Consider the following 24858-nt stretch of genomic DNA (forward strand, 5'->3'; position numbering starts at 1 on the left):
TTTGGATGGCCAAGTCATAAAAAAAAAATAAAATCCAGAGCAAAAAAAAAGCCCGGAATCTCCGGGCTTTAAATTTAGTATGAGAAGTAAGATTATTTTACTTCGAAGCTAGCTCTTCTAGCCATTTGTCTTGCGTCAGCAGAAGATTTGTCAACGCTGGTGTCTTCACCATATCCTTTGTAAGATAATCTTGATCCATCTACTCCAGAAGCAACTAGAATGTCGTAAACAGCTTTAGCTCTTTTTTCTGACAGTTTCATGTTATAATCTTCAGGGCCTAATTCATCAGCATATCCTTTGATTTCAACACTTACGCCTGGATTTTTCTTCAAGAAGTTAGATACATAATTAGCTGCGCTAGTAGAATATCCAAGTGGCTTGGAGCTATCGAAAGCATAATAAACGTTTACATAACCATCATTGATAGCTTTCTTGAAGAAGTCTACCTGCTCTTCTACTTCTTCAACAGGACATCCGTCGGTAGAAGCAGGACCAGGAAGGAATGGGCATTTGTCCATATGATCAGGAGTACCATCACCGTCAGAATCCAAAGTCATACCTGAAGAATTAACTCTTGCTCCAGCTGGAGTATTTGGCTCTTTGTCCAAGTAATCCGGAACACCATCTCCGTCAGAATCTTTCAACATGTCTTTGATGCCATTGATCTGAGTAGCAAGTTCTTCTTTTGTAGCATATTTATCAGCAGCGATGTACCAGTCAGCATGCTCCTCATTTTTACCTAAGTAGAACTGAAGTCCAATCGAACCTGTCCACCAGGTGCTATTTGCTCCAAAAAAGCCTGGATCAGCTGGGCCTATAGCAGAAGCTCCGTCCCATGTGATAGATTGACGTCCATTGATGATAGTACTGATGTCACCGACTAAAGCAACACTCTTGCCTAATTTCAACTGAGGAGTAAGTCCCACAATGAAGTTGTAGACATCATCAGTTTCACCACTGTAAAGATTTTCTTCCGGCTTCACGTTCCCGATACCTGCACCAAAATGACCCAATAGGCCGAATGATCTGGTGAATGATTCGAAGTTCATGATTCTGCCAAGGTTAGAAATCATCTGAAGATTAAGACGATAATACTTGGTGTCAAAATTACCAGTAACAGCATCATCAGCTCCGGCTTCTTTCATAGATCCAAAGCCATAATCCACTTTAACACCGAATTTCTCATTGAACATGTATCTAGCCCCTACTTCCATATGGCCTAGGTTCAAAGAAGGAGAAAGAAATCCAGGGGTAATAGGAGCCATCGGTTTGTTAAAACCTCCTCCTACCTCAAGAGAGAATTTGTCGAATTCCTGGGCATTTGCTCCAATTGCTAGAGCGCCAGCCATAATTGTTGATAGTATTAGTTTTTTCATAACAAAAAATTTTTTGTTCAAATTTTAAGTGTTGATTGATGTGAATACAAATTTATAAACTTTTAATTTACTACAAATCTAGCTGAATTATTTAAAACCCCATTCAAGGGTGAAAAAAATAATTCCTGACTTTCTTCAAATTTATCAGTGGAATATTAACATAATTTATGCCAAAATGAAATTTTTATTTGAAATCCTCAAACGATTTAGTGTTTCGGGTGATGAATCTGCGATGTCAGATTTTCTTTTACAATATATAGACCAACGAAAGAATTATTGGAATGTTTTACCTGAAATCTATTTTGGTGAAAATTTTCATGATTGTATTCTCTTGAAGTTTGGACAGCCTAGAACTGCTGTTTTTGCTCACATGGATACCATCGGTTTCATGTCAAGGTATAATAATCAGCTGATTAGCGTAGGTGGTCCGGAAATAATCGAAGGTACTAAATTGGTGGGAAAGGACTCGCTCGGGGAAATTTTCTGTAATTTAAAAGGGGATGAAAATGAAATTTCCCATGATTTCCCGAGAGGAATTGATCCCGGAACCCGACTTTCATTCGCCCAAAATGTAAGAATTGATGAAGAATTTATTCAAGCGGCTTATTTAGATAATAGATTGGGCATGTACGTGGCGATGAATTTGTGTGAAAATATTACCGATGGGTGGGTTGTTTTTTCCACTTATGAGGAGCATGGTGGTGGAAGTATGCCTTTTCTGCTAAAATTTATTCAGCAAACCGCCCCGATAAAGCAGGCTTTGATCGCAGATATTACTTGGATTACAGAAGGTGTACAGTTTCATAATGGGGTTGTAATCTCTATTCGTGATAAATTTGTTCCCCGCAAAAAGTTTATTGATAGGATTCTCTCTCTTTTGGAGGGGAGTGGAATACCTTTTCAACTGGAAGTGGAAGAATATGGAGGGAGCGATGGGCGAGAGGTTCAGATGTCACCTTATGCCATTGATTGGTGTTTTATCGGTGCTGCCGAAGAAAATGTCCATACGCCTGATGAAAAAGTCTCCTTGGTGGACCTAGAAGCGATGCTGGATATATATCCCTATTTAATGGAAAGACTGTAAAATTTTAGAATGAAAATAAAAGTAAAGGATAAGGAATTCGAAGTTTATCTGACTGCTGAGGAAATTAGTCAACGGAATTCTCAGCTTGGGCAAGCAATCGCGCAGGATTTTGCAGGAGAAGAATTACTGGTAATTGGGATATTGAATGGCTCATTTGTTTTTATGGCGGATCTATGCAGGAGCATTGATTTGCCTCTTTCTGCCACGTTTATTAAAGTAAGCAGTTATTCAGGCACAGAATCTACAGGCGCAGTTCGTTCCATACTCGGTATGGAAGAAAAAATTGAAGGTAAAAATGTACTTGTTGTAGAAGATATAGTTGACACTGGAATCAGCATGGATTATTTAATAAAGGCACTTTCTGAATTAAATCCAGCCAGGATTTCCATTGTTACTTTGCTGCACAAGCCGGAAGCTTTTCAGTTTAATTACAAATTGGATTATGTGGGTTTTGAAATTCCCAATAAATTTGTGGTCGGTTACGGCCTTGATTACGATGGGTTGGGCAGAAATTTGCCCGATATTTATCAACTCAGTACTCCTTTAAATCAATAGACTTACGAATGTATAATATAGTATTATTTGGCCCTCCGGGTGCAGGCAAAGGCACTCAAAGTGAAAAACTTATAGAAAAATATGGTCTTACACACCTATCTACGGGAGACCTTTTCAGAAAGCACCTTGGCGAAGGCACGGAGCTCGGTCAGTTAGCAAAGAAGTACATGAATGAGGGAAGATTGGTGCCCGATGAAGTTGTAATCGGTATGGTGGAGGACAAAATCAACGATACCAAAGATGCACGAGGGTTTATTTTTGACGGATTTCCGCGTACGACAGCTCAGGCAAAAGCGTTGGATGAAATGTTATCACACCATAATCTTGAAATCAATGGGATGATTGCTCTTGATGTACCTGAGGATGTACTGAGAGTTAGGATTAAGGAACGGGGCAAAACATCCAATAGAGCGGATGATCAGGATGATGAAAAAATCAATACACGTATTAAAGTGTACTTGGATGAAACCCTACCTGTGGCAGATTACTACGCTTCCCAAGGTAAATTTAAGAAAATCAACGGTGTAGGAGAAATTGAACAAATCTTCTTAGACATCACTTCGGTCATCGATAGCTACTGATTCCCTTTATTTTCCTAAATTTGCAATTCATATAGTTGGCTAGGCTTTTAAGCTTGGCCTTTTTCTTTATCAAAAAATGGCTGATTCAAATTTCATAGATTATGTAAAGTTCTGCTCCAGATCAGGTGCAGGAGGACCTGGATCAACACATTTTCGAAGAGAAAAGCATGTTCCAAAAGGAGGTCCAGATGGCGGTGACGGAGGTAGAGGTGGACACATTATAGTAAGAGGAACCACCCAGGTGTGGACTTTACTCCATCTGAAATATAAGAAGCATGTGATCGCTGAAGCTGGTAAAAGTGGTGAAGGTGGGAGAAGAACCGGGGCAGATGGCAAGGACGTACTATTGGAAGTTCCATTGGGAACTATCGCAAAAGATGCAGAGACTGGTGAGAAGCGTTTTGAGATCACTGAAGATGGACAGGAAATAATTCTTACTAGGGGAGGCAGAGGGGGGCTGGGAAACGACCATTTCAAGACTTCCACCAATCAAGCTCCCCATTACTCCCAGCCTGGGGAGGAAGGAATCGAAGAATGGATTATCTTAGAGCTAAAGCTTCTCGCAGACGTAGGGTTGGTTGGATTCCCAAATGCGGGGAAATCCACGTTGCTTTCCTCTATTTCGGCAGCCAGGCCTGAAATAGGGGATTATCCTTTTACCACACTCGTTCCGAATCTGGGCGTAGTAGCTTATCGTGGAGATCAATCCTTCGTAATGGCAGATATTCCCGGTATCATTGAAGGTGCTGCTGAAGGGAAAGGCTTAGGTATCCGATTCCTCAGACATATCGAGCGAAACTCTATATTATTGTTTATGGTGCCAGCTGATGCTTCAGACATAGCTGAGCAATACAGGATTTTGCTGGGAGAATTGGAGAAATATAATCCTGAGCTTCTGGATAAACGAAGACTTCTTGCCATTACCAAAGCTGACATGCTCGATGAAGAACTTATGAAAGAAATGGAAAAGGAAGTTCCGCCGGGAATTCCTCATGTGTTTATTTCTTCAGTGTCGCAGTACAATCTTGACAGGCTCAAGGATCTAATCTGGCAGGCTATCCAAGAAGGCTAAGGTGTCAGATTGTCAGAGAATGCTTAATGGCAACAATATTGATAAAGCCATTGTGCCAATTATTGTCTATTTCAATTATGAATAATAAAGAACAAGTCGATCAAGATATGAATCTTCAGGATGAGAATTTAAACGAAGAAATGACTGATAATTCTGCTTCTTCGGAAACGGATTTTGATGATGCAGAATCCAAGGTGGAATCAGAAGAGAATAAACTGGAATATGAAGTGGCTGATCTGAAGGATAAATACCTTCGTTTGTACTCTGACTTCGAAAACTATAGAAAAAGAACCGCTAAGGAGCGGTTGGATCTGATATCCACGGCTTCTGAAGAGGTGATTAAGGATTTAATTCCTGTGGTGGATGATTTCGAGCGTGCCTTTAGAGCTAGCGAGAATGAGGAGGAAGGAGCAAAAGTGAGAGAGGGTAATCTTCTTATTTTTCAAAAATTGGTGAAAATACTAGGATCAAAAGGGCTGAAGCCAATGGAGGATTTGATTGGTAAGCCATTTGACGCTGAAACCCAGGAGGCGATCACGCAGATTCCTGCCCCAAGTGAAGAGCTAAAGGGGAAAGTGGTAGATGTAGTTGAGAAAGGTTACATCTTAGGAGATAAAGTAGTCCGCTACGCAAAAGTGGTGACAGGAGCATAATATTATGGCGAAGAGAGATTATTACGAAGTACTTGGAGTAACGAAGTCCGCATCTGCGGATGAGATAAAGAAAGCGTACAGGAAACTGGCAATTCAATATCACCCGGATAAGAATCCTGACAACCCTGAAGCTGAGGATAAATTCAAAGAGGCCGCTGAGGCATATGAAGTTCTGAGCAATCCAGAGAAAAAACAGCGATACGATCAATTCGGACATCAAGGTGTAGGTGGTGCCGGAGGATTTGGCGGAGGTGGAATGAACATGGAAGACATTTTCTCCCAATTCGGCGATATATTCGGTGGAGGGGGAGGTTTTGGATCTTTCTTCGGAGGCGGAGGCGGAGGACGACGTACCAAGAAAGGGACTAACCTTCGCGTGAAGATGAAGCTGACCCTCGCTGAGATCGCTAATGGGGTAGAAAAGAAAATTAAAGTGAAGCGTCATCTGATTGCCGATGGAGTGACATTCAAATCTTGTTCCGCATGCCATGGATCGGGGCAGGTGAAAAAGGTAGTTAACACCATGCTTGGCCAGATGGTATCTGCCAGTACTTGCGGTGTCTGTGGCGGTAGCGGTCAGATAGTAGATAAAAAACCAGCAGAGGCCGATTCAAGAGGCTTAGTGGTGAAAGAGGAAGTCATTTCTATCAATATCCCTGGTGGAGTGGCGGAAGGAATGCAGCTTAGCATGTCTGGAAAAGGGAACGAGATTCCCGGCGGAATTGCAGGTGATTTACTCATTGTAATAGAGGAGATTGAAGACAGCGTGCTTCAAAGAGACGGTAATAATGTGATTTATGACTTGTATGTTTCTTTTGTTGATGCAGCGCTCGGTGCATCTATTGAGGTGCCGACTATCGAAGGGAAGGTTAAAATTAAAATTGATCAGGGGACTCAAAGTGGTAAAATGCTGCGCCTGAAAGGAAAAGGTATCAAGGATATCAATGGGTATTCCAAGGGAGACCAGCTAATCATGGTAAATGTATGGACTCCTACGCATTTGTCGCGCGAGGAAAAAGATGCACTGGAAGCTCTTCGGGACTCTGAGAATTTCAAACCTGATCCGGGAAACAGTGAGAAATCATTCTTCGATAAAATGAAAGAGTTCTTTTAATGTGAACTATCACCTAATACAGAGCCGACTGGTCGGCTTTCGGGGGGCATAGGCTCACCCAATGGCAAGGCCTCACCCCGTTTTTGTGTCCGGATGCATCCCCTATGTTGAAAACCAAGGTAAAACAAGGATTCGTCAATTAGGGTTATTTCATCCGAGTACGTTACATCTATAGTATGGGTATCATTATTATCCCGGGGCGATGGGTTCTTTGTTTGTCCACTAGGTGAAGTATCACCGGAAACTATCGTCAATATATCTTTTCACTAGGCCAGTTATCTTTATTCCTTACATCTCATCCACGCTAAAGCGATGAAGGGGTTTTATGGAACACAATATAAATTTAGCCGGAAGCAATTCTGGCTTTTTTTATATTTTTAAAAAACCTTTTTAAAGTCGCCTCGTAACCTTACCGTATGCTTAGAAAATTGTGTCTGCTTTTTCTGATGATGATTGGATGGGTAGCTGTGGGTAAGGCGCAACTAGTCAAGGAATTTAGAACGACAGAAAAAGAAGGTTTTGATATGGTTGCTCTTGAATTTACTAGTTATAAGAGCGCCACTCAACTGAGAAGAACCAGATTTTCAGACCCAGTCTATATTCATGGGCACCTTGATAAAACAAATATTCTTCCTGTTTTTTCGCAAAAAATATCCAATCGGGTCCTCCAGACTTCACTGATTCATAAAAATATTGAGTCTGAAAACTTAGGGAAAAGTATCACTTCAAAACTTTTTTCCGGATCATCAGAAGATTTTGATCATAGTTGGAATGTAGGGCTAAGTACCAATTACCTTTACCACCTTGATTTTAATTTAGGAATGGGAAGGGCTGATTTTGATCTGGCGAGCCTGACCATTAACCAGCTCAAGGTGAAAAGTGCAAGTGCTGACGTGATGATACATTATAGTAGTGATTCGCCAAACCAGGTTCAGATGGATACACTTTTGGTGACCCTGAATATGGGGACCGTACTTGTTGATAAGGCCAACTTTACCAACGCAAAAAAGATGATTTTTGAGGTGAACTACGGGAAAATTGATTTGTCCTTCTCTGAAGGAATGCCCAATGCCAGTCACGTGATCGCCGCAGTGGGTGCAGGATCTCTCCATCTGCATTTACCCTCGGATACTTTTCCTATCAGGATAAAAATGAGAACCACGGCAATGTGTAAAACTTCTTTACCAAAATATTTAAAAACATTAGAAAAAGGAATCTATGTAACCAAAGGCTATAATGCTGCCGATCCGAGACTAATGGAATTGATCATCGACGTCGGAGTGGGGTCTTTAACTGTAGATTAATCCTTATTTTTTGGAATATGCTAAAAATAGAAAAGCTTTATAAATCCTATGGTACCAATAAGGCGCTTACCGATGTAAACCTGGACGTGTCTGAAGGTATTGTATTTGGACTTCTTGGCCCAAATGGCGCTGGGAAGACCACCTTAATACGTATTATCAATCAGATAATTGATGGGGATAGTGGTGAGGTATATGTAGGAGGCGAGCTCTTGGCTCCTAAGCATATCGAAATGATCGGTTACTTACCTGAAGAGCGAGGTCTATACAAGAAGATGAAGGTATGGGATCAGATGCTTTACTTCGCCAGGCTCAAAGGGCTTTCGTCTCATGAGGCCAAGGCAAAGATTAACTACTGGCTGGAAAAGCTTGAAATGGAAACTTGGAAAGACAAGAAAATCGAAGACCTTTCCAAAGGAATGGCGCAGAAAGTCCAGTTTATTTCCACGGTGATCCACAATCCCAGACTTTTGATTCTTGATGAACCGTTTTCAGGTTTTGACCCTATGAATGCGGAGATTATCAAGAATGAGATTTTGGAACTCAAGGCTAAAGGCACGACAGTCATTCTTAGTACACATAGAATGGAATCCGTAGAACTGCTTTGCGATCAAGTGGCGATGATAAATCGCTCGAAAAAAATTCTGGATGGGACTATTAAGCAGGTGAAATCCATTTATAGACCCGAGGTCTATTCTATTACGCTGGATCATCTTACCAAAGATCTGCCAGCTGAATGGATATCAAAAGAGGATGAAGGGAGCTACAGCTTTACGCTACCGCTGAGTGGTAAGCATCCAAATGAACTTTTGAGTGAATTAATGCAATACGGGCAAGTGAATCGGTTTCAGGAACTAATCCCCAGCATGGAAGAAATTTTTATACATCAGGTAAAGTCAACCGGGAATGAGTAAGATTTGGTTAGTGATTCATCGAGAGTATGTGTCGCGTGTCAAAAAGAAATCATTTTTGCTCGTTACCTTATTGACTCCATTGATTTTCCCTGCTATCATGGGGCTCTTTGTGTGGATAGCACTGGAAGAAGAGGATAATCAAGCACTACGTATCATCGAGGTTGTGGATGATAATAAGCTGTTTTTCTTGGAAAGCTCGGAGCAATACGCTTTTTCATTTTCAGACGCAAGCCCTGGCCAGGCAAAGAAGCTAGTGCATGAAGGCAGTCGCTACGGTTTTCTGCATATCCCAAAATTCGACATAAAAAATCCTACAGGGATATCATTCTATGGCGAAGAAAATCCAAGTATGAGTTTGATTAGCTATCTGGAAAATAATCTGCGAAAGAAAATTGAAGAGCAACGGCTTTTTGAAAGTGGCATTGATCCTAAAATTATCAATGATGTCCGGACAAAAGTTTCGATTAAATCAATAACATTGGATGAGGAAGGTACAGAAACAGTCAGCGATGCAACGGTAAACTATGCAATCGGTTTTGTTGCGGGTATTCTGATTTACATGTTTATTTTCATCTACGGAAATCAGATCATGCAGGGTGTAATTGAGGAAAAATCAAGTCGAATTGTTGAAATACTGGTTTCCTCACTTAAGCCTTTCCAATTGATGTTGGGCAAAATCATTGGTATCGCTGGAGTGGGACTCACCCAGCTTTTGATCTGGATTGTCCTTATCGGTACGCTGACCACGATTGTAACTGGTTTTCTGGGAATGCAGATGCCGCAGCAGCAAGCTATGGAATTGGCCAATCCAGAATTGGCACAGAGCCTAGGCCAAAACACAGAGATGGGAGAGATTCTTCAGGTGATTGCGGGCATTAACTATGTCCAGATTGTTTTCAGCTTTGTATTCTATTTCCTGGGAGGGTACTTATTGTATGGAGCGTTGTTTGCGGGTATTGGATCTGCTGTAGATGCTCCTTCAGATGCACAGCAGTTTATGTTGCCAGTGACTATCCCTTTGATAGTCGCCTATATGGGGTTGTTTGTTTTTGTGCTGAATGATCCAAACAGTACTACCTCATTTTGGCTTTCGATAATCCCGCTGACTTCTCCTATCGCGATGATGGGAAGAGTGAGCTATGGTGTTCCTTTCTGGGAACTTGCCTTATCTATGGGGCTATTAATTCTAGGGTTTTTATTCACAACATGGGTGGCAGGAAAAATCTACAGAATAGGAATCCTCATGCATGGTACAAAGCCAAGTTATAAGACACTTTGGAAATGGATCAAAGCTAATAATTAAGAACCAAGAACCTAAAGCCAGGAATCCGGTATTAAAAATCCCGACCAGGTATGGATCGGGATTTTATTGCGGAACTCCTATTCTCTTTTACTTTAGGTAGGCAGTAAGCATCCAGACAACCTTTTCTTTGGCTGTGATATAATCACTCATTAGAGATGCCGTCCCTTCGTCATTTGAAGCTTCTGCAGCTTCCAGTGTTTCTCTTTCCAACTGCAAAAGCGTGTTTATATTGGATTTCACTGTTTCCACCATTTTTAGAGGATCTTTAATTTCTTTTGCCTCTTTGATCGTTGCAGTGTCAATGTATTCTTGATAAGAAGAAAGGGGCCTAGCTCCCAGGGTCAAGATACGCTCCGCAGTTTCATCCACCGCTAGATTTGCGGCATTGTATAATTCTTCGAATTTTGCATGAAGCTCAAAGAAATTTGGTCCGGTCACATTCCAATGAAAATTTCTCAGATTTTGATAGTATACTTGGTAATTCGCAAGCAAGTCATTAAGCTTTTCCACCAAAACCTTACTTTCTTTGATTTCTAATCCGATGTCGTTCGTTTTCATATTTCAACTGTTTAATTTTCTCTGCTTGATTTAAAGTATAAATTTACGCTATAGCCCGCTACCTTCCCAACTGATTAAATCTATCCCCAAATCATACTATCTATATGATTAGGAAGTTAGTAACGGTAGTAATTCATGTGTATAAAATGAAAAAAAGATTCCAAGACCTTACCTCCTTAGATTTTTATACGAATAAGAAGCAAGTTAAATGGATTGTTGTGGCTGCTTCATTGGTGATAGGAGCCGGCTCAATCTGGTACACAAATAGCTTGGTTGAGGAGTTGCGTGAGCGGGAGAGAAGGCAGATAGAGCTGCTGTCCAGTGCTTTAGAGTATGCTGCTACGACAATGGAGAATCTCACATTTATCAATCAGGAGATTATCCAGCAGAATTATTCCATTCCTATTATTATGGTGGATGATTCGGTTAACCCGATAGAGTTTAGAAATATACCTTTTGCCAATAATGCGAGTGCGGAGGATTCTGTAGAAACGCTGAAAAGGGAACTCGCCGAGATGCGTGCAGAATACGAACCAATCTTACTTCCTGAGGCAGATATTCAGGTATTTTACAGAAATTCCGAACTGCTGATTAATTTGAAATACTACCCTTATGTTCAGCTGGGGATTATTCTGATTTTTGGGGTCTTGGCTTATGCACTTTTCAACCAAAGTAAAATCGCCGAGCAGAACCGGGTCTGGGCTGGACTGACCAAAGAAACCGCCCATCAATTGGGAACGCCTATTGCCTCGCTTATGGCCTGGATAGATTACTTGAGGAATTCGCCTGTTTGGGAAGAGAATAAGGAAATCATTACCGAAATGGATAAGGATGTGGTCAAGTTACGGATGGTGACCGAGCGATTTAGCAGTATAGGAAGTAAGCCGGTAATCCAGTCTGAAAATATCTATGAAGTGATAGAAGAGACAATAACGTACCTGCGACCTAGGATTTCCACCAAGGTGGATCTGAATATCTATGCCGATTCGAAGGATCTGGATGCCATGATGAATAAGCCTCTGTTCGAATGGGTGATAGAAAATATCTGTAAAAACGCGGTGGATGCCATGCGTGGAAAGGGCAAGATAGATATAGAGATCCTTCAGGACAGTGACAAGTTTGTAATCGTGGACATCACTGATACAGGAAAAGGGATGGAGCGACGAATGTATCGACGGGTATTTAATCCTGGATTTTCTACCAGGCAACGGGGCTGGGGACTGGGCCTGACGCTGGCCAAAAGAATCGTGGAAGGTTATCATGGAGGTAGAATTTTTGTCAAGCATTCCGAAGTTGGCAAAGGAACAACTTTCCGGATTTTGCTCCATGGAAGCCATGAAGGTGCCTCGCAGTTTATTACCGAAGGAATATTGGAGTATTGATGAGTTACGATTTTTGAGGTACTTGATATTCTCCCATAATTTTCACCAAAGTGTACAGCTTTTAGCTATATCAATGAAATTGATTGGCTTGGATCTTCGGGCTTTGCGCATAATTTTATTAGTGAACAGAACTTAGGGTTGTAGCAAACAGTTAAAACAAATGGGGGATCTCATAAATCGTACTTGGTAAATCCGAAATGCCTCTTTAAAACTCCGGCCTCATTTTTAGCGGTTTTTCCCTACCTTTGCAGCCTTAATTTGATGTCTCCCATGAGTTTGAAAGAAGAAATCCAGAAGCGTAGAACCTTTGCCATTATTGCTCACCCTGATGCAGGAAAGACCACTTTGACTGAGAAGTTGTTGCTTTTTGGTGGTGCTATCCAGACTGCCGGTGCCGTGAAATCGAATAAAATCGATACTGCTACCAAGTCAGATTGGATGGCGATAGAGAAACAAAGGGGGATTTCTGTGGCGACTTCTGTCATGGGATTTGAATACAAGGATATCAAGATCAACCTGCTCGATACACCGGGGCACCAGGACTTTGCAGAAGATACGTATCGTACACTGACGGCTGTCGATTCGGTAATTATGGTGATTGACTGCGTGAAAGGAGTGGAGATTCAGACGGAGAAACTGATGGAAGTTTGCCGGATGAGAAATACACCCGTGATCTGCTTTATCAATAAGCTCGATAGAGAGGGCCGTGATCCATACGAATTGATAGAAGAAGTGGAGCAAAAGCTGAACATTCAGTGCCGACCTCTTTCTTGGCCTATAGGCATGGGCAAAACCTTCAAAGGAGTTTATAATTTATTTGACCATAAACTCAATCTTTTTACTCCTTCGCAGCGAAAGCTAAGTGACGTTAGGAAATCCTTTGAAGATGTTAATGATCCGGAGCTGGAAGAGCTAATCGGGAAGAGCTATGCCAACCAACTCCGGGAAGATGTGGAATTGATCGAAGGAGTTTATCCTGATTTTGATCCTACCGAGTATTTGGAGGGAAAAGTAGCGCCAGTCTTCTTTGGCTCAGCAGTGAATAACTTCGGGATCAATGAGATGCTCGACACCTTTATCAAAATAGCCCCGGCACCAAAAAGCCGTAGAACAGAAGAGCGTGAAGTGAAGCCTGATGAGAAGAAATTCTCAGGTTTTGTGTTTAAGATCCACGCCAATATGGATCCAAATCACCGGAATAGAATTGCTTTCTTGAGAATTTGCTCAGGGACTTTTGAGCGGAATAAGCCTTACAATCATGTGCGCGGCCCAAAACCACTGCGCTTTTCCAATGTGACACAGTTTATGGCGCAGGATAAGGAAATGATCGATGAGGCTTTTCCTGGAGATATTGTCGGTTTGTACGATACTGGAAATCTGAAAATAGGCGATACGCTTACGGATGGGGAAGACATGCAGTTTGTAGGGATTCCAAGTTTCTCTCCCGAGATCTTTCGTGAAGTGGTGAATAAGGATGCCATGAAAACCAAGCAATTGGAGAAAGGCCTGAAACAACTCATGGAAGAAGGGGTGGCACAGCTTTTTACTTTTGATATGGGTTCCAGAAAAGTTGTTGGGACTGTGGGGCAACTTCAGTTTGAAGTAATTCAGTTCCGATTGAAAAACGAATACAACGCCACGGTGGAGTTTCATCCGATGAACCTGTACAAAGCCTGTTGGATCACAAGCAAAGACAAGAAGCAGCTGGAAGAATTTGTCCGCTCCAAAAACCGTCACATTGCCCATGACAAAGATGGCAAGCTAGTCTTTATGGCAGAGTCGAAAGCCTGGCTTCAGATGGTGCAGGATAACTATCCTGAGATAGAATTTCACTTTACTTCAGAGTATTAAGTGATTTATGGAAAAATTCGGAATCTGATTCCGAATTTTTCCATTTTTTCCAAGTAATGCTCATTATTTCATCATTCCAAATCATAGCAACATTGCTATATAAGCGAATCAAAAACTGGAATTTCTTTTAGAATTTGGCCAGACTGGAGAAAAGTGCTTCATAATTAAGAATTTCAAATTCCTCCAGACCTTCATTGCTAAAAAGTAGGATTTGATCCTGAAAATCAACAATCCCTTCCTGAATCAATTTCTTTTCCTCATCTAAATATACAGGAACTGGGGAATGCTCAAATAAAGGATTCAATCGCATGCTCTTTGTATTCTTTGCCACTATGACTATAGAACCATTTGTAATTTCTAGTGCACCCAATTCTTGATAGAGCTGATCGAGACAGGTTTTGCATCCTTCGGGATGAATGACCAAGACCCAATCTCTTGGCTCAGCAATTTCTAAGATCTCAGTAATTTTGTTTTTATTCTTTTTAATGCATCCAAAAACCAGGAAGAGGATAAGTAAGAATGAGATCCTTTTAATCTTCATATTCCAATCCTTCAAATCGAATGATATCATATCTCAAAAAATTCTCATCAAAGTCATCCCTATTGGGATTGTTCGTGGAAACGTAGAGGCCTTTTTTACCTACAAAGTAGTTCCAGGTTTCTATATAATGATCATCGAATATATGTTCACCCAGGATATCGAGATTATTATCCAATACTAAAACTCCTACTTTTGGATTATTGCTGAATAGGGTTCGAGGGCTTATACTACTGAATTGTTCCAAATCAATACCCATATAAAAAAAGTGATAAAAAACATCCCTATAGTGATCATAAAGTATTATCTCATAGCGATCACTCTCTAGATTTTCTATGATACCCTCATCACCAATGTATGATTCTTTTATAATTTGAAATTTTGTAACTGAGGTAGTTTTAGCTTCCTTATAGCCAATTAGTTTCCCTTCTTTCTTAGAAATAACCCAAAGCCTATGGTCTGTGTATGGAGCGACAATTATTGAATCATACCTGTCAGTCCAAGAAAGATTTACATCCTTTTTTCCACCATCCCAAATTCCCGAAGGTCTTTTTACTTGCAGCCAACTTACATCAGTTTTGGGTTTTGAAAAATCCACTTGATATATTGGGTTTATTGATAAAGCCTCATTCTCAGAAATTTTATGAAAATTGTTTAAAAAGGGTTGAATACCGAAAAGCTTTTTATGTCCAAAAATAAAGGGAATCTCATTATTTGAGGATAAAAAATTTACATTATTTTCATTGTCATTAATGGGGATCTTGTATTTGATTTTTCCATTAAAATCAAGAATTTTTATTTGAGGAGGGATTGTAGCTAAGAAAAGACAATCTTGTGATACTATTTGAAATCCATTGTCCAAACCTACACCATTTGGCCCTTCCTTAGCTAGTGGTATTTTTAGAATCAATTGTTTTTTTTCTATTTCAAATAGACCGATGGAAAAATCCGTTTTATTCAGAATAGCCAAATATTCACCACTGTCACTTTCATAGTATTGGGTTCTGGTTAAATCAGGGTTGAATGATTCAGGAATGGGAATCTTCAGTGTTTCTTGAGGCACTAAAGACAGGATTTCAATATTTTCTTTTTTGTTACATGCGAAAAGGACAATAAGTGCTAGGGGGGCTAATATTTTATTCATCAAAATTTGTGAAATTAAATAGAAGACAGTGGGTTTTATGAATAGATTGCTTGAGTATAAAGCTGTTGGTCTTGCCTTATAGTTCCCTTTTCGGAGAATGATAAGGTAGCCAACAGCTTTTATCCTAAGATTTAAATTATAAACCTGTCCTTCCTACTCGCACCAACACATATTCGTGACTTGAGGGTTTTTGCAATGTTTTCCATTCCATTCACAATTTGTGGTAGGTTCACGTTGGGCTTCAACTTCTGAGGATGCAAAAAATGATGTTCCGATTACAGCTGTTCCAGTCAAACCTATTCCCATAACTAAAATCTTTAACTTTTTCATGTTAAATAAATTTTACGTTAAAAAATCCCTTTGAGTAGGCGGATTCTATTTCCTAATCATCTGGCCAATAGATCACTAGCAATATAGGTGGGGGGGTAAAAAAGCAACTAAAATTTAAAAATATTTTTAAATTTTAGTAATCAGCAAAAAACACCTTCTCAAACTCAAATTTATGTCCATTGAATAGTCCTTTGTCGCTTAGCTTCAGGTCAGGAATCACCAGTAATGCCATAAAGCTCAGTGTCATAAATGGGGAATTGAGGGCAGCCCCCATTTCTTTAGCCAGTTTATCAATCTTTGTGTATGCAGCAGCCACTTCGTAGCCATCTGAAGCAGACATAATTCCTCCGACTGGAAGTGCAAGTATTTCTTCCTGATCTCCAGATACTGCAGATACACCGCCTTTTGCCGCTATGATCAGATTCACCACTTTGCAGATGGATTCGTCGTCTATGCCTACTGCTATTATATTATGTGAGTCATGGCCTACTGAGGAAGCGATGGCGCCGGATTGCAGACCAAAATTCTTGATGAATGCCATCGCCGGAGGAGCATCTTCATAGCGGTTGACTACAGTGATTTTGAGGATGTCTTGGGCAGGATTGGATTCGGCAAAGCCATCTTTGATCAGTATCTCTCCACTTATCTGGGGAGTGATCAATTGCCCGTCCAAAGCCTCAATCACTTTGACTTTGGATCCTTTTGCTTTGAGCTGAAAGTCTTCAGGTTTTTTAATAGAAGTGTGGAAATTGTTGATGAGCTCATTTTTGATGGGCTGGATAAGAGTCCTGCCATTTTCTGCTACTTTCTTACCATCTATAAAAGTGCTGATGACTTTGAAATCTTTTAAGTCATTCACTAAAATAAAATCAGCGGGATCACCTATTCGAAGTTGTCCTACATTCATGGAATAGTGTGCAATGGGATTAAGACAAGCAGCTTGAAGTACACTGAATAAATCTTTGCCTTTTGCGACCGCTCTAGCCGCCAGTTCATTGATGTGGGAAACAGCCAGACTGTCGGGGTGTTTATCATCAGAGCATAGCATGATCATCTCAGGGTATTCATCAATCAGATCGATCAGCGCCTCGAAGTTTTTGGCAGCGGAGCCTTCCCGGATTGCGATTTTCATCCCCAGCTTCAATTTGCCCAAAGCTTCTTCCGCTGTGAAGCATTCATGATCGGTACTTGGGCCTGCGCTTACATATTTTTCAGCGAGTTCCCCTCTAAGTCCTGGCGCATGTCCATCGATGGGTTTACCGTACTTTTTTGAGATCCGGATTTTCTCCATCACCAGTTTATCCCGATTCACTGTTCCTGGCCAGTTCATCATTTCCGCCAAATAATGAATCTCGGGGCGTGCCATCAATTCTTCAATAGCGGCCGCATTTATTTCTCCACCCGCAGTTTCAAAAGGTGTTGCAGGCACACAGGAAGGAGCACCGAAGTAGAATTTGAACGGAACTTGTTTTCCGTTTTCAATCATGTATTCCACGCCCTGCATACCGCAGACGTTCGCAATCTCATGCGGATCTGAAACTGTAGCTACCGTGCCATGAACCACCGCTAGGCGTGCAAACTCTGAAGGAACAAGCATCGAGCTTTCCACATGCACATGGGAATCGATAAAACCAGGCATCAAAAAAGGCAGGGAAGAATCAGTTTCGATTTTTTCAAGTCCGGATATTTTGCCATCGAGGAGAGTGAGGGAAACCGAATAGATCTTGCGGTTTGGAATATCGACTAATTGACCTTGAAGCTGCATAAAAATGTAAGTGAAATTAATTGGATAGAATCTGGATAAGAGATTCACTGCCACGATTTGGGAATAGGTTTAGATTAAAACTACTATATTTGCACAGTAATAAAAAAACGAATCAAGCGGGTTTTTGAATGAATAAAATCGTCATCGCCATCGATGGGTATTCGGGATGTGGGAAGAGCTCCACGGCCAAAGCAGTTGCAAAGGATTTGGGATATACTTACATCGATTCCGGAGCCATGTATAGAGCGGCGACTTTACACTTTTTGAATAACTTTCTTTCTCCATCCAACCCACATGATGTTGAAAAAGGGCTTAAATCAATGGAAATTTCTTTTCACCTCAATCCTGATACACTCATACAGGAAACATATCTGAATGGGTTGAATGTGGAAAATGAGATCCGGACCATGCGTATTTCTAATAAAGTGAGTGAGATAGCAACTATTGCTTCCATCAGAAAGGAACTGGTCGCGCAGCAGCAGCGGTTGGGAAGAAAAAAAGGAGTGGTCATGGACGGTCGGGATATAGGATCCGTGGTTTTTCCTCATGCTGATCTGAAGGTGTTTATGACTGCCGACTTGGAAACTAGAGCAATCAGACGGCAAGTGGAGTTATTGGAAAAGGGCGAACTGGTCGCACTTGAAGACATTAAAGCCAATTTGGCTGAGCGGGACAGGGTAGATTCCTCCCGTGCAGAAAGCCCTCTAAAGAAAATGGAGGATGCTGTGGAGGTGGATACAAGTAATAGTACCTTTGCGGAGCAAGTAGGGAAGATTGTTCACGCGGCAAGACAAATCATTGATAAACAAGCGAGCTATGCAGGTAACCATTGATAAAAACTCTGGGTATTGCTTCGGGGTAGAATTTGCCATTAAGATGGCGGAGGATGAAATGGAGCAAAATGATCAGCTGTATTGTCTGGGTGATATTGTGCATAATGATATGGAGGTTTCCCGCCTCAGTGCAAAAGGCTTGGTAGTAATAGACCGGGAGCAGTTAGCAGATCTGCACGATTGTAAAGTGCTGATCCGCGCACATGGTGAACCCCCGGAGACCTATAGAACTGCCATAGAAAATAATATTGAGCTGATAGATGCTTCTTGTCCGGTAGTGCTGAAGCTTCAGCATCGGGTGAAAAGTGCTTTTGATAAAATGGAGCGTGAGGAAGGACAAATTGTGATCTATGGCAAAAAAGGACACGCCGAAGTTATTGGCTTAACAGGCCAGACACTTGAGAAAGCTATTGTCGTGATGGAAGATTCTGACTTGGACAAGATAGATTATTCCAGACCAGTGACACTTTTCAGTCAGACTACGAAAAGTACAAAGGGATTTTATGAGATTTCCCAAAAAATAGAAGAGCGGATTCAGGCAGCCAAACAGGAACTGAATCGCGAGACTTTCAACGCCAATGATTCCATTTGTCGTCAGGTCTCAAACCGAGAACCGCAATTGCATCGTTTTGCCCAGGAAAATGATGTCATCCTATTCGTGTCAGGGAAGAAAAGCTCAAATGGGAAGGCTCTTTACCAAGTTTGTCTAGCACAAAATGAAAGAAGCTACTTCATAGAAAATGAGACAGAAATAAACCCGGAATGGTTTCAGAAAGATGAAAAAGTAGGCATCTGCGGAGCGACGTCCACGCCAATGTGGCTAATGGAACAAGTGAAGACCTATGTAGAGTCCCTCGAAGAAGGAGTGCTCTCGGCCTAATACTCGGAGACCTTAAAAAAATACTCGGAACCATTCCTCTAAAAGTTCAAACATTAAAGTCTATATACCCTCAAATTAAAAAGGTTATTTATTAGATTTGGGGCGTTTTTCAAAAGCTCATAGTTCAAAAACAGATATGTCTAAAATAGTGAAGCTTAAGAAAGGTTTTGACATCAATATGGTGGGAAAGGCTAAGCAAGAGCTTGCTGATTTCGCCCCGGCGCAAACCTTCGCAATTAAGCCGACAGACTTTATCGGGCTCCAGCGCCCTAAAGTTCTTGTCAATGAAGGAGATACCGTAAAGGCAGGTACTCCAATCCTGATCGACAAAGCATTGGATCAGGTAATTTATGCAGCTCCTGTTTCCGGCAAGATCGTCGAAATCAAAAGAGGGGATCGTCGTAAATTGCTTGAAATCAAAATTTTGTCTGATGCAACCATCACCCATGAGCAGTTGGGGCAAGTTGACATTGTTTCTCTGGACAGAGATGCTTTGGCAGCAAAACTAGCAGCAAGTGGCACTTGGCCAAACATCATCCAAAGACCTTTCGGTATAGTTGCAAATCCTGCCGATACTCCTAAGAGTATTTTCATTTCTGCTTTTGATACACATCCTCTAGCTCCGGATTATGCTTTTGCATTGCAAGGTCAGGAGAAATATCTCCAGGCTGGTATTGAGGCGTTGGCCAAATTGACAAGTGGCAAGGTTCACTTGAATGTAGATGGTTCCAAGGCTGTTCCGACAGTTTTTTCAAATCTGAAAGGTGCGCAGGTCAATAAGTTCTCAGGTCCGCACCCCGCAGGCAATGTAGGTGTGCAGATTCACCATCTTGACCCTATCAACAAGGGGGAGATTGCCTGGACTGTCACTCCTTATGGAGTCGCCCAGATTGGTAAATTTATTTTGGAAGGTATTTATGATGCTTCCAAAGTGATTGCAGTGACCGGTTCCGAGCTGACTAAAGCTGCCTATGTGAAAACTTACATGGGAGCCAGTGTTTCTACCTTCGTGAAAGGAAATCTTAACTCAGGACATGTGAGAGTAATCTCAGGAAATGTGCTAACTGGTGAGAAAATCGCCTTGGAAGGTTTCTTAGGGTTTTATCACAATCAGATTACCGTCATCCCAGAAGGAGATTACTACGAGTTTATGGGCTGGGCAAAGCCTACCACTAGGTTGAGCTACCATAGAGCACTTGGTTTACTTTCTTTTCTGACTCCCAAAAAAGAATTTGTGATGGATTCTAATGCGAGGGGTGAGGAGAGAGCTTTTGTGCAGACGGGTGTTTTTGAATCAGTAACTCCAATGGATATTCTTCCAGTTTATCTTTTGAAAGCTATCATGGCTGAAGATTTCGATGAAATAGAAGAATTGGGGATCTATGAGATCGTGGAGGAAGATTTGGCTCTTTGTGAGTTTGTGGATGTATCAAAGCATCCCGTACAGGAGTTGGTGAGAAAAGGAATTGAATTAATCCAATACAGTTAATCCATATGAAGTTTCTAAGAGATTTATTGGACAAGCAGAAGCCGCTTTTCGAAAAAGGAGGAAAGCTTGAAAGTCTATATTACGCATTTGAGGCAGGGGAGACGTTTATGTTTAGCCCTAAGCATACTACAGGTATCAAAGGAGCTCAGGTAAAAGATGCTATCGATCTAAAACGGATGATGATCACAGTGGTAATTGCTATGATCCCTTGTTTGCTTTTTGGAATTTACAACACCGGTCACCAGCATTTATTGGCCACAGGTGGTACAGCGGGTCTTTGGGAAGACTTCGGTGATAAAACCTGGATAGGCGTAAAGTTGGTTTTACCTATCATCATCGTAGCATATGCTGCCGGGGGAATTGTAGAAGCTATTTTTGCAGTTGTCAGAAAGCACCCAATCAATGAAGGTTTCTTGGTAACGGGAATGCTAATTCCATTGGTGGTGCCGGCCACTACGCCATTGTGGCAAGTGGCTTTGGCTACGGTATTCGCAGTAGTGATTGCAAAAGAAGTGTTTGGTGGTACAGGCATGAACGTGCTTAACGTCGCTATGACAGCCAGAGCATTCTTATATTTTGCTTATCCTGCACAGATTTCAGGAGATCAGGTTTGGACATACTTAGGGGATAAAATGCCTGTAGATGGCTTCTCTGGAGCTACCGCACTTTCTGTAGTTTATAACGCAGGCGTAGAAGGCACGCAAACAGCTGTAGAAGCTTTGGCAAGTCATAATACCGTGCTTGGTTCAGGATTGTATGAATTTACAAACCTGTTTATGGGATGGATTCCAGGCTCAATTGGAGAAACATCTACCTTGATGGCATTGGTAGGAGCATTGATATTGATTGGTACAGGTGTAGCAAGCTGGAAAATTATCTTTTCAGGTTTTGCCGGCGCATATATCATGGGATTCGTAATGAACCTTTTTGCGGTGAATGAATACATGGCACTGCCTCCTGAGTATCATTGGGTAATGGGCGGTTTGGCATTCGGTATTGTCTTTATGGCAACAGATCCGGTGTCTGCCTCGCAAACAGAAACAGGTAAATGGATATATGGTCTTTTGATCGGATTCCTAACAGTGATCATACGGGTGACTAACCCTGCTTACCCGGAGGGGATCATGCTAGCGGTGTTATTTATGAATGTGTTCGCTCCATTGATCGATTATTATGTAGTTAAGGCAAACAAAACAAGGAGGTTACAACGTGCAACAGTCTAATACTTATATCATTACGTTCTCCGTCATCTTGACGGTGGTTTTGGGATTACTTCTTTCAGGTACTTCACAGTTGCTGGGGCCTAGGCAGAAAGAGGCGATTGCTTTGGATAACAAAAAGCAGATATTAGGTGCTGTTATTTCAGGTGAAGAGATTGCTGCAATGACACCTCAGGAAGTTAATGAGTACTATAACAATAGGATTGCATCTGTGGTTGTAGATATTAATGGCAAAGAAGTAACTGAGCAGGATGGTGTAGCAGTGACTGCAGAAACAGTTGATATCGCTAAGAATTACAAAAAATCGGCTGAAGATCGTTTATACCCAGTTTATATTTTCCATGGTGAAGGAAATCCGGATGAGGTTGCCAATTACGTGTTGCCACTTTACGGAGCAGGTCTTTGGGATGCAATCTGGGGATACATTGCCTTGGATACAGATATGAATACTGTGGGCGGTATTACGTTGGCTCACGCCGGTGAAACACCCGGCCTGGGAGCAAGGATTACCGAACCGGGTGTTCAGGCAAGATACGAGGGGAAAACAATCTTTAACGAATCCGGTGAGCTGGTTGCTGTGGAAATGCAAAAAGGTGAAGGGAAAGATTATTCTGATGATCCACACCAAGTGGATGGGATGTCCGGTGCTACTATTACCGCGAAGGGAGTGAATAATATGCTGAAGAACTATCTGGGTTATTATAAGGCATACATTGAAAATAAAAAGTCATCTACGGCTGTAGCTGTACTTTAATCAAATTATCAACTCAAGAATTCTATAAACATGAGTGCTGAAACTGTAGAAAAAACGATTGAGAAGAAGCCTGCTGAGGCTTTCCTCTCGAAACGTCGAAAAAAATTAGTCTCTGACCCCTTAGTGGATGAAAATCCAATTACCATTCAGGTACTTGGTATTTGTTCTGCATTAGCGGTTACTACCCAGATGAAGCCAACTTTAGTTATGGCCATCTCAGTAATTTTCGTGGTAGTGATGTCTAACTTGGTGATCTCCCTGATGAGAAATACCATTCCTAGTCGTGTCAGAATTATTGTTCAGCTTGCTGTTGTTGCCACCTTGGTAACTTTGGTAAGTGAAGTTCTCAAGGCATTTGCATACGATATGTACAAAGAACTTTCTGTATTTGTTGGATTGATTATTACCAATTGTATCGTAATGGGTAGACTTGAGGCATTTGCCTTAGGAAACAAACCTTATGATTCAGTACTTGACGGTTTCGGATCTGCTTTAGGGTATTCGTGGATTATTCTTACTGTAGCATTCTTTAGAGAATTGCTTGGTTCCGGTGCAGTCTTTGGACTCCCTATTTACGAATCTATTTCCAGCATATTCGGTCCGGATTTCAATTTGGCTACGAATGGCCTAATGGTATCCCCTGTAGGAGCATTCATCATCCTTGGATTGATCATTTGGGTACAGCGTACCAAAACAGGTTATGTCGAACACTAAAACCAACTGAAGAAATGGAATTATTTAATTTAGGTATTCGGTCGATTTTTATCGACAATATGATTTTCGCTTACTTCCTTGGAATGTGTTCCTTCTTGGCCGTATCCAAAAAGGTAAGTACAGCAATTGGTCTAGGCGCAGCAGTAATCTTCGTGTTGACGGTGACAGTTCCGGTGAACTGGTTATTAAATGAATTTGTACTGAAGGAAGGGGCTTTGTCTTGGGTCAATGGTAGTTTGGCCACGATTGATCTTTCCTTCTTGAGATTCATCATGTTTATTGCTATTATAGCTGCGATGGTTCAACTTGTGGAAATGGTGGTAGAGAAATTTGCTCCAGCACTTTATGGCGCATTGGGTATATTTCTCCCTTTGATAGCTGTAAACTGTGCAATCCTCGGTGGATCGCTTTTCATGGCTCAAAGAGATTATACCTTGGCAGAATCTGCAGTTTATGGATTTGGATCTGGTACAGGATTTTGTCTTGCAATTGTAGCCTTGGCAGCTATCCGTGAGAAATTGAAATATTCTCATGTCCCAAATGGCTTGAAAGGTTTGGGAATTACCATGCTTTTGACCGGTTTGATGGGCATGGCATTTATGTCCTTCATGGGAATTGATTTGTAATTAAGCTCAGTTTAAGAATAGTAGAAAGCTCTGTGATAATATCTCAGAGCTTTTGTTTTTAGCGGTAATTGGTTTTTATCCATTACCTAGTAACTTTTGGCCTTGAAACCAGTTAATCAAAAACCCTGACTCTTATGAAAACCCTATTAACATGCTTCTGCTTTATTGCACTCACATTTTCAGTTTCTGCCCAAAGTGGTGAATGGATCGAGCTTTTCAACGGTAAAAATCTCGACGGCTGGAAAATCTCCGAAAAATCCCAATCCTTCCAAGTGGAAGATGGTGTGATCAAAGTGGCCGGACCACGTGGCCATGCCTTTTACAACGGTGATGTTGCCAATCATGACTTCAATAACTTTGAAGTGATAGCTGAAGTAAAAACAATGCCTGGTGCTAATTCAGGTATTTTCATTCATACCCAGTACCAAGAAGACGGCTGGCCAAATGTAGGCTATGAGATTCAGGTGAACCAAAGCCACAGTGATTGGAGAAAAACCGGCAGCGTATATTCATTCCAAGATGTAAAAGAAGTCTACGTGGAGGATGGTGAATGGTACACTGAGCATATTATTGTCGAAGGTGATGTGGTCACAGTAAAAATCAATGGTGAAACAGTCAACGTATATGATCAGTCTAAAGATGAGAACCGTAAAGGGGATCTAGGGACTAAGAAAGTAGATCACGGGACAATTGCACTTCAGGCTCATGATCCTAAGTCAGTGATTTATTACAAAAGTGTGAAAGTAAAAATTCTTCCTGATTGATAATTTGTCTTAAACGCTAGAGAGGCAACAAAATCCTGATTATTATTGAGTAATAAT

Annotated in this window: 24 protein-coding genes; 19 read left to right on the forward strand and 5 right to left on the reverse strand. The window is 41.3% G+C overall.

Features of this window, described 5'->3' with window-relative positions:
* Positions 1 to 92: 92 nt before the first annotated feature.
* Positions 93 to 1376 (reverse strand): OmpA family protein, encoded by a 1284-nt coding sequence (locus AS141_RS20920; RefSeq protein WP_057939655.1) that lies wholly within the window; start codon positions 1374 to 1376, stop codon positions 93 to 95.
* A 175-nt stretch (positions 1377 to 1551) separates the two neighbouring features.
* On the opposite strand from AS141_RS20920, the gene AS141_RS20925 reads away from it, so the two are divergent.
* The 9 genes from AS141_RS20925 to AS141_RS20965 all read left to right on the forward strand — a co-directional run bounded on the left by AS141_RS20925 (position 1552) and on the right by AS141_RS20965 (position 9953).
* Entirely contained in the window at positions 1552 to 2460 is a 909-nt protein-coding gene (locus AS141_RS20925; RefSeq protein ID WP_057939719.1) for an aminopeptidase, read from the forward strand.
* A gap of 9 nt (positions 2461 to 2469) precedes the next feature.
* Entirely contained in the window at positions 2470 to 3015 is a 546-nt protein-coding gene (hpt, locus tag AS141_RS20930; protein WP_057939656.1) for a hypoxanthine phosphoribosyltransferase, read from the forward strand.
* 8 nt (positions 3016 to 3023) lie between these two features.
* Positions 3024 to 3596 carry an adenylate kinase gene (locus tag AS141_RS20935; RefSeq protein ID WP_057939657.1) on the forward strand — a complete coding sequence of 191 codons (573 nt, stop codon included), beginning with the start codon at positions 3024 to 3026 and terminating at the stop codon, positions 3594 to 3596.
* A gap of 76 nt (positions 3597 to 3672) precedes the next feature.
* A complete protein-coding gene (gene obgE, locus AS141_RS20940) occupies positions 3673 to 4668 on the forward strand; it encodes a GTPase ObgE (protein WP_057939658.1) in 996 nt (331 codons plus the stop codon).
* Between the two features lie 77 nt (positions 4669 to 4745).
* Positions 4746 to 5321, forward strand: coding sequence for a nucleotide exchange factor GrpE (locus AS141_RS20945; RefSeq protein WP_057939659.1), 576 nt, complete (start codon positions 4746 to 4748; stop codon positions 5319 to 5321).
* Between the two features lie 4 nt (positions 5322 to 5325).
* Positions 5326 to 6435, forward strand: a complete 1110-nt coding sequence (dnaJ, locus tag AS141_RS20950) for a molecular chaperone DnaJ (RefSeq protein ID WP_057939660.1) — start codon at positions 5326 to 5328, stop codon at positions 6433 to 6435.
* Positions 6436 to 6851: 416 nt separating this feature from the next.
* Positions 6852 to 7739: a hypothetical protein gene (locus AS141_RS20955; protein WP_232424976.1), complete on the forward strand. Its 888-nt coding sequence runs from the start codon at positions 6852 to 6854 to the stop codon at positions 7737 to 7739.
* A gap of 17 nt (positions 7740 to 7756) precedes the next feature.
* Positions 7757 to 8650 (forward strand): ABC transporter ATP-binding protein, encoded by an 894-nt coding sequence (locus AS141_RS20960; RefSeq protein WP_057939661.1) that lies wholly within the window; start codon positions 7757 to 7759, stop codon positions 8648 to 8650.
* A complete protein-coding gene (locus AS141_RS20965; RefSeq protein WP_057939662.1) occupies positions 8643 to 9953 on the forward strand; it encodes an ABC transporter permease in 1311 nt (436 codons plus the stop codon). Before AS141_RS20960 ends, AS141_RS20965 begins: the two co-directional genes overlap by 8 nt.
* An 87-nt stretch (positions 9954 to 10040) precedes the next feature.
* Here AS141_RS20965 and AS141_RS20970 read toward each other — a convergent pair whose 3' ends face one another.
* Positions 10041 to 10511 carry a Dps family protein gene (locus tag AS141_RS20970; protein ID WP_057939663.1) on the reverse strand — a complete coding sequence of 157 codons (471 nt, stop codon included), beginning with the start codon at positions 10509 to 10511 and terminating at the stop codon, positions 10041 to 10043.
* Between the two features lie 146 nt (positions 10512 to 10657).
* On the opposite strand from AS141_RS20970, the gene AS141_RS20975 reads away from it, so the two are divergent.
* Both AS141_RS20975 and AS141_RS20980 read left to right on the forward strand, forming a co-directional pair.
* Positions 10658 to 11893 (forward strand): sensor histidine kinase, encoded by a 1236-nt coding sequence (locus AS141_RS20975; RefSeq protein WP_057939664.1) that lies wholly within the window; start codon positions 10658 to 10660, stop codon positions 11891 to 11893.
* Between the two features lie 270 nt (positions 11894 to 12163).
* On the forward strand, positions 12164 to 13744 hold the full coding sequence (locus tag AS141_RS20980; RefSeq protein ID WP_057939665.1) for a peptide chain release factor 3: 1581 nt from the start codon (positions 12164 to 12166) through the stop codon (positions 13742 to 13744).
* 127 nt (positions 13745 to 13871) lie between these two features.
* Here AS141_RS20980 and AS141_RS20985 read toward each other — a convergent pair whose 3' ends face one another.
* The 3 genes from AS141_RS20985 to ade all read right to left on the reverse strand — a co-directional run bounded on the left by AS141_RS20985 (position 13872) and on the right by ade (position 17521).
* Positions 13872 to 14315 carry a hypothetical protein gene (locus tag AS141_RS20985; protein ID WP_157243546.1) on the reverse strand — a complete coding sequence of 148 codons (444 nt, stop codon included), beginning with the start codon at positions 14313 to 14315 and terminating at the stop codon, positions 13872 to 13874.
* Positions 14275 to 15426 carry a DUF4221 family protein gene (locus tag AS141_RS20990; protein ID WP_057939667.1) on the reverse strand — a complete coding sequence of 384 codons (1152 nt, stop codon included), beginning with the start codon at positions 15424 to 15426 and terminating at the stop codon, positions 14275 to 14277. The genes AS141_RS20985 and AS141_RS20990 overlap by 41 nt, the downstream gene beginning before the upstream one ends.
* A gap of 463 nt (positions 15427 to 15889) precedes the next feature.
* The gene (gene ade / locus AS141_RS20995) at positions 15890 to 17521 is read right to left on the reverse strand and encodes an adenine deaminase (RefSeq protein ID WP_057939668.1); all 1632 of its coding nucleotides are present in this window, start codon (positions 17519 to 17521) and stop codon (positions 15890 to 15892) included.
* A gap of 128 nt (positions 17522 to 17649) precedes the next feature.
* Here ade and cmk point away from each other — a divergent pair, with 128 nt between their 5' ends.
* The 8 genes from cmk to AS141_RS21035 all read left to right on the forward strand — a co-directional run bounded on the left by cmk (position 17650) and on the right by AS141_RS21035 (position 24801).
* Entirely contained in the window at positions 17650 to 18354 is a 705-nt protein-coding gene (cmk, locus tag AS141_RS21000; protein WP_057939669.1) for a (d)CMP kinase, read from the forward strand.
* The gene (locus AS141_RS21005; RefSeq protein WP_057939670.1) at positions 18338 to 19234 is read left to right on the forward strand and encodes a 4-hydroxy-3-methylbut-2-enyl diphosphate reductase; all 897 of its coding nucleotides are present in this window, start codon (positions 18338 to 18340) and stop codon (positions 19232 to 19234) included. The genes cmk and AS141_RS21005 overlap by 17 nt, the downstream gene beginning before the upstream one ends.
* Positions 19235 to 19370: 136 nt before the next feature.
* Positions 19371 to 20723, forward strand: a complete 1353-nt coding sequence (locus tag AS141_RS21010; RefSeq protein ID WP_057939671.1) for a Na(+)-translocating NADH-quinone reductase subunit A — start codon at positions 19371 to 19373, stop codon at positions 20721 to 20723.
* Between the two features lie 5 nt (positions 20724 to 20728).
* Complete coding sequence (locus AS141_RS21015; RefSeq protein WP_057939672.1) at positions 20729 to 21946, forward strand: NADH:ubiquinone reductase (Na(+)-transporting) subunit B; 1218 nt, start codon at positions 20729 to 20731, stop codon at positions 21944 to 21946.
* Positions 21933 to 22697, forward strand: a complete 765-nt coding sequence (nqrC, locus tag AS141_RS21020; protein WP_057939673.1) for an NADH:ubiquinone reductase (Na(+)-transporting) subunit C — start codon at positions 21933 to 21935, stop codon at positions 22695 to 22697. The genes AS141_RS21015 and nqrC overlap by 14 nt, the downstream gene beginning before the upstream one ends.
* A 30-nt stretch (positions 22698 to 22727) precedes the next feature.
* The gene (locus AS141_RS21025) at positions 22728 to 23411 is read left to right on the forward strand and encodes an NADH:ubiquinone reductase (Na(+)-transporting) subunit D (protein WP_057939674.1); all 684 of its coding nucleotides are present in this window, start codon (positions 22728 to 22730) and stop codon (positions 23409 to 23411) included.
* 14 nt (positions 23412 to 23425) lie between these two features.
* Complete coding sequence (gene nqrE / locus AS141_RS21030) at positions 23426 to 24037, forward strand: NADH:ubiquinone reductase (Na(+)-transporting) subunit E (RefSeq protein WP_057939675.1); 612 nt, start codon at positions 23426 to 23428, stop codon at positions 24035 to 24037.
* Between the two features lie 134 nt (positions 24038 to 24171).
* Positions 24172 to 24801 carry a 3-keto-disaccharide hydrolase gene (locus AS141_RS21035; protein WP_057939676.1) on the forward strand — a complete coding sequence of 210 codons (630 nt, stop codon included), beginning with the start codon at positions 24172 to 24174 and terminating at the stop codon, positions 24799 to 24801.
* Positions 24802 to 24858 lie beyond the last annotated feature (57 nt).

It is taken from the genome of Algoriphagus resistens (assembly GCF_001442615.1).
Classification (GTDB): Bacteria; Bacteroidota; Bacteroidia; order Cytophagales; family Cyclobacteriaceae; genus Algoriphagus; species Algoriphagus resistens.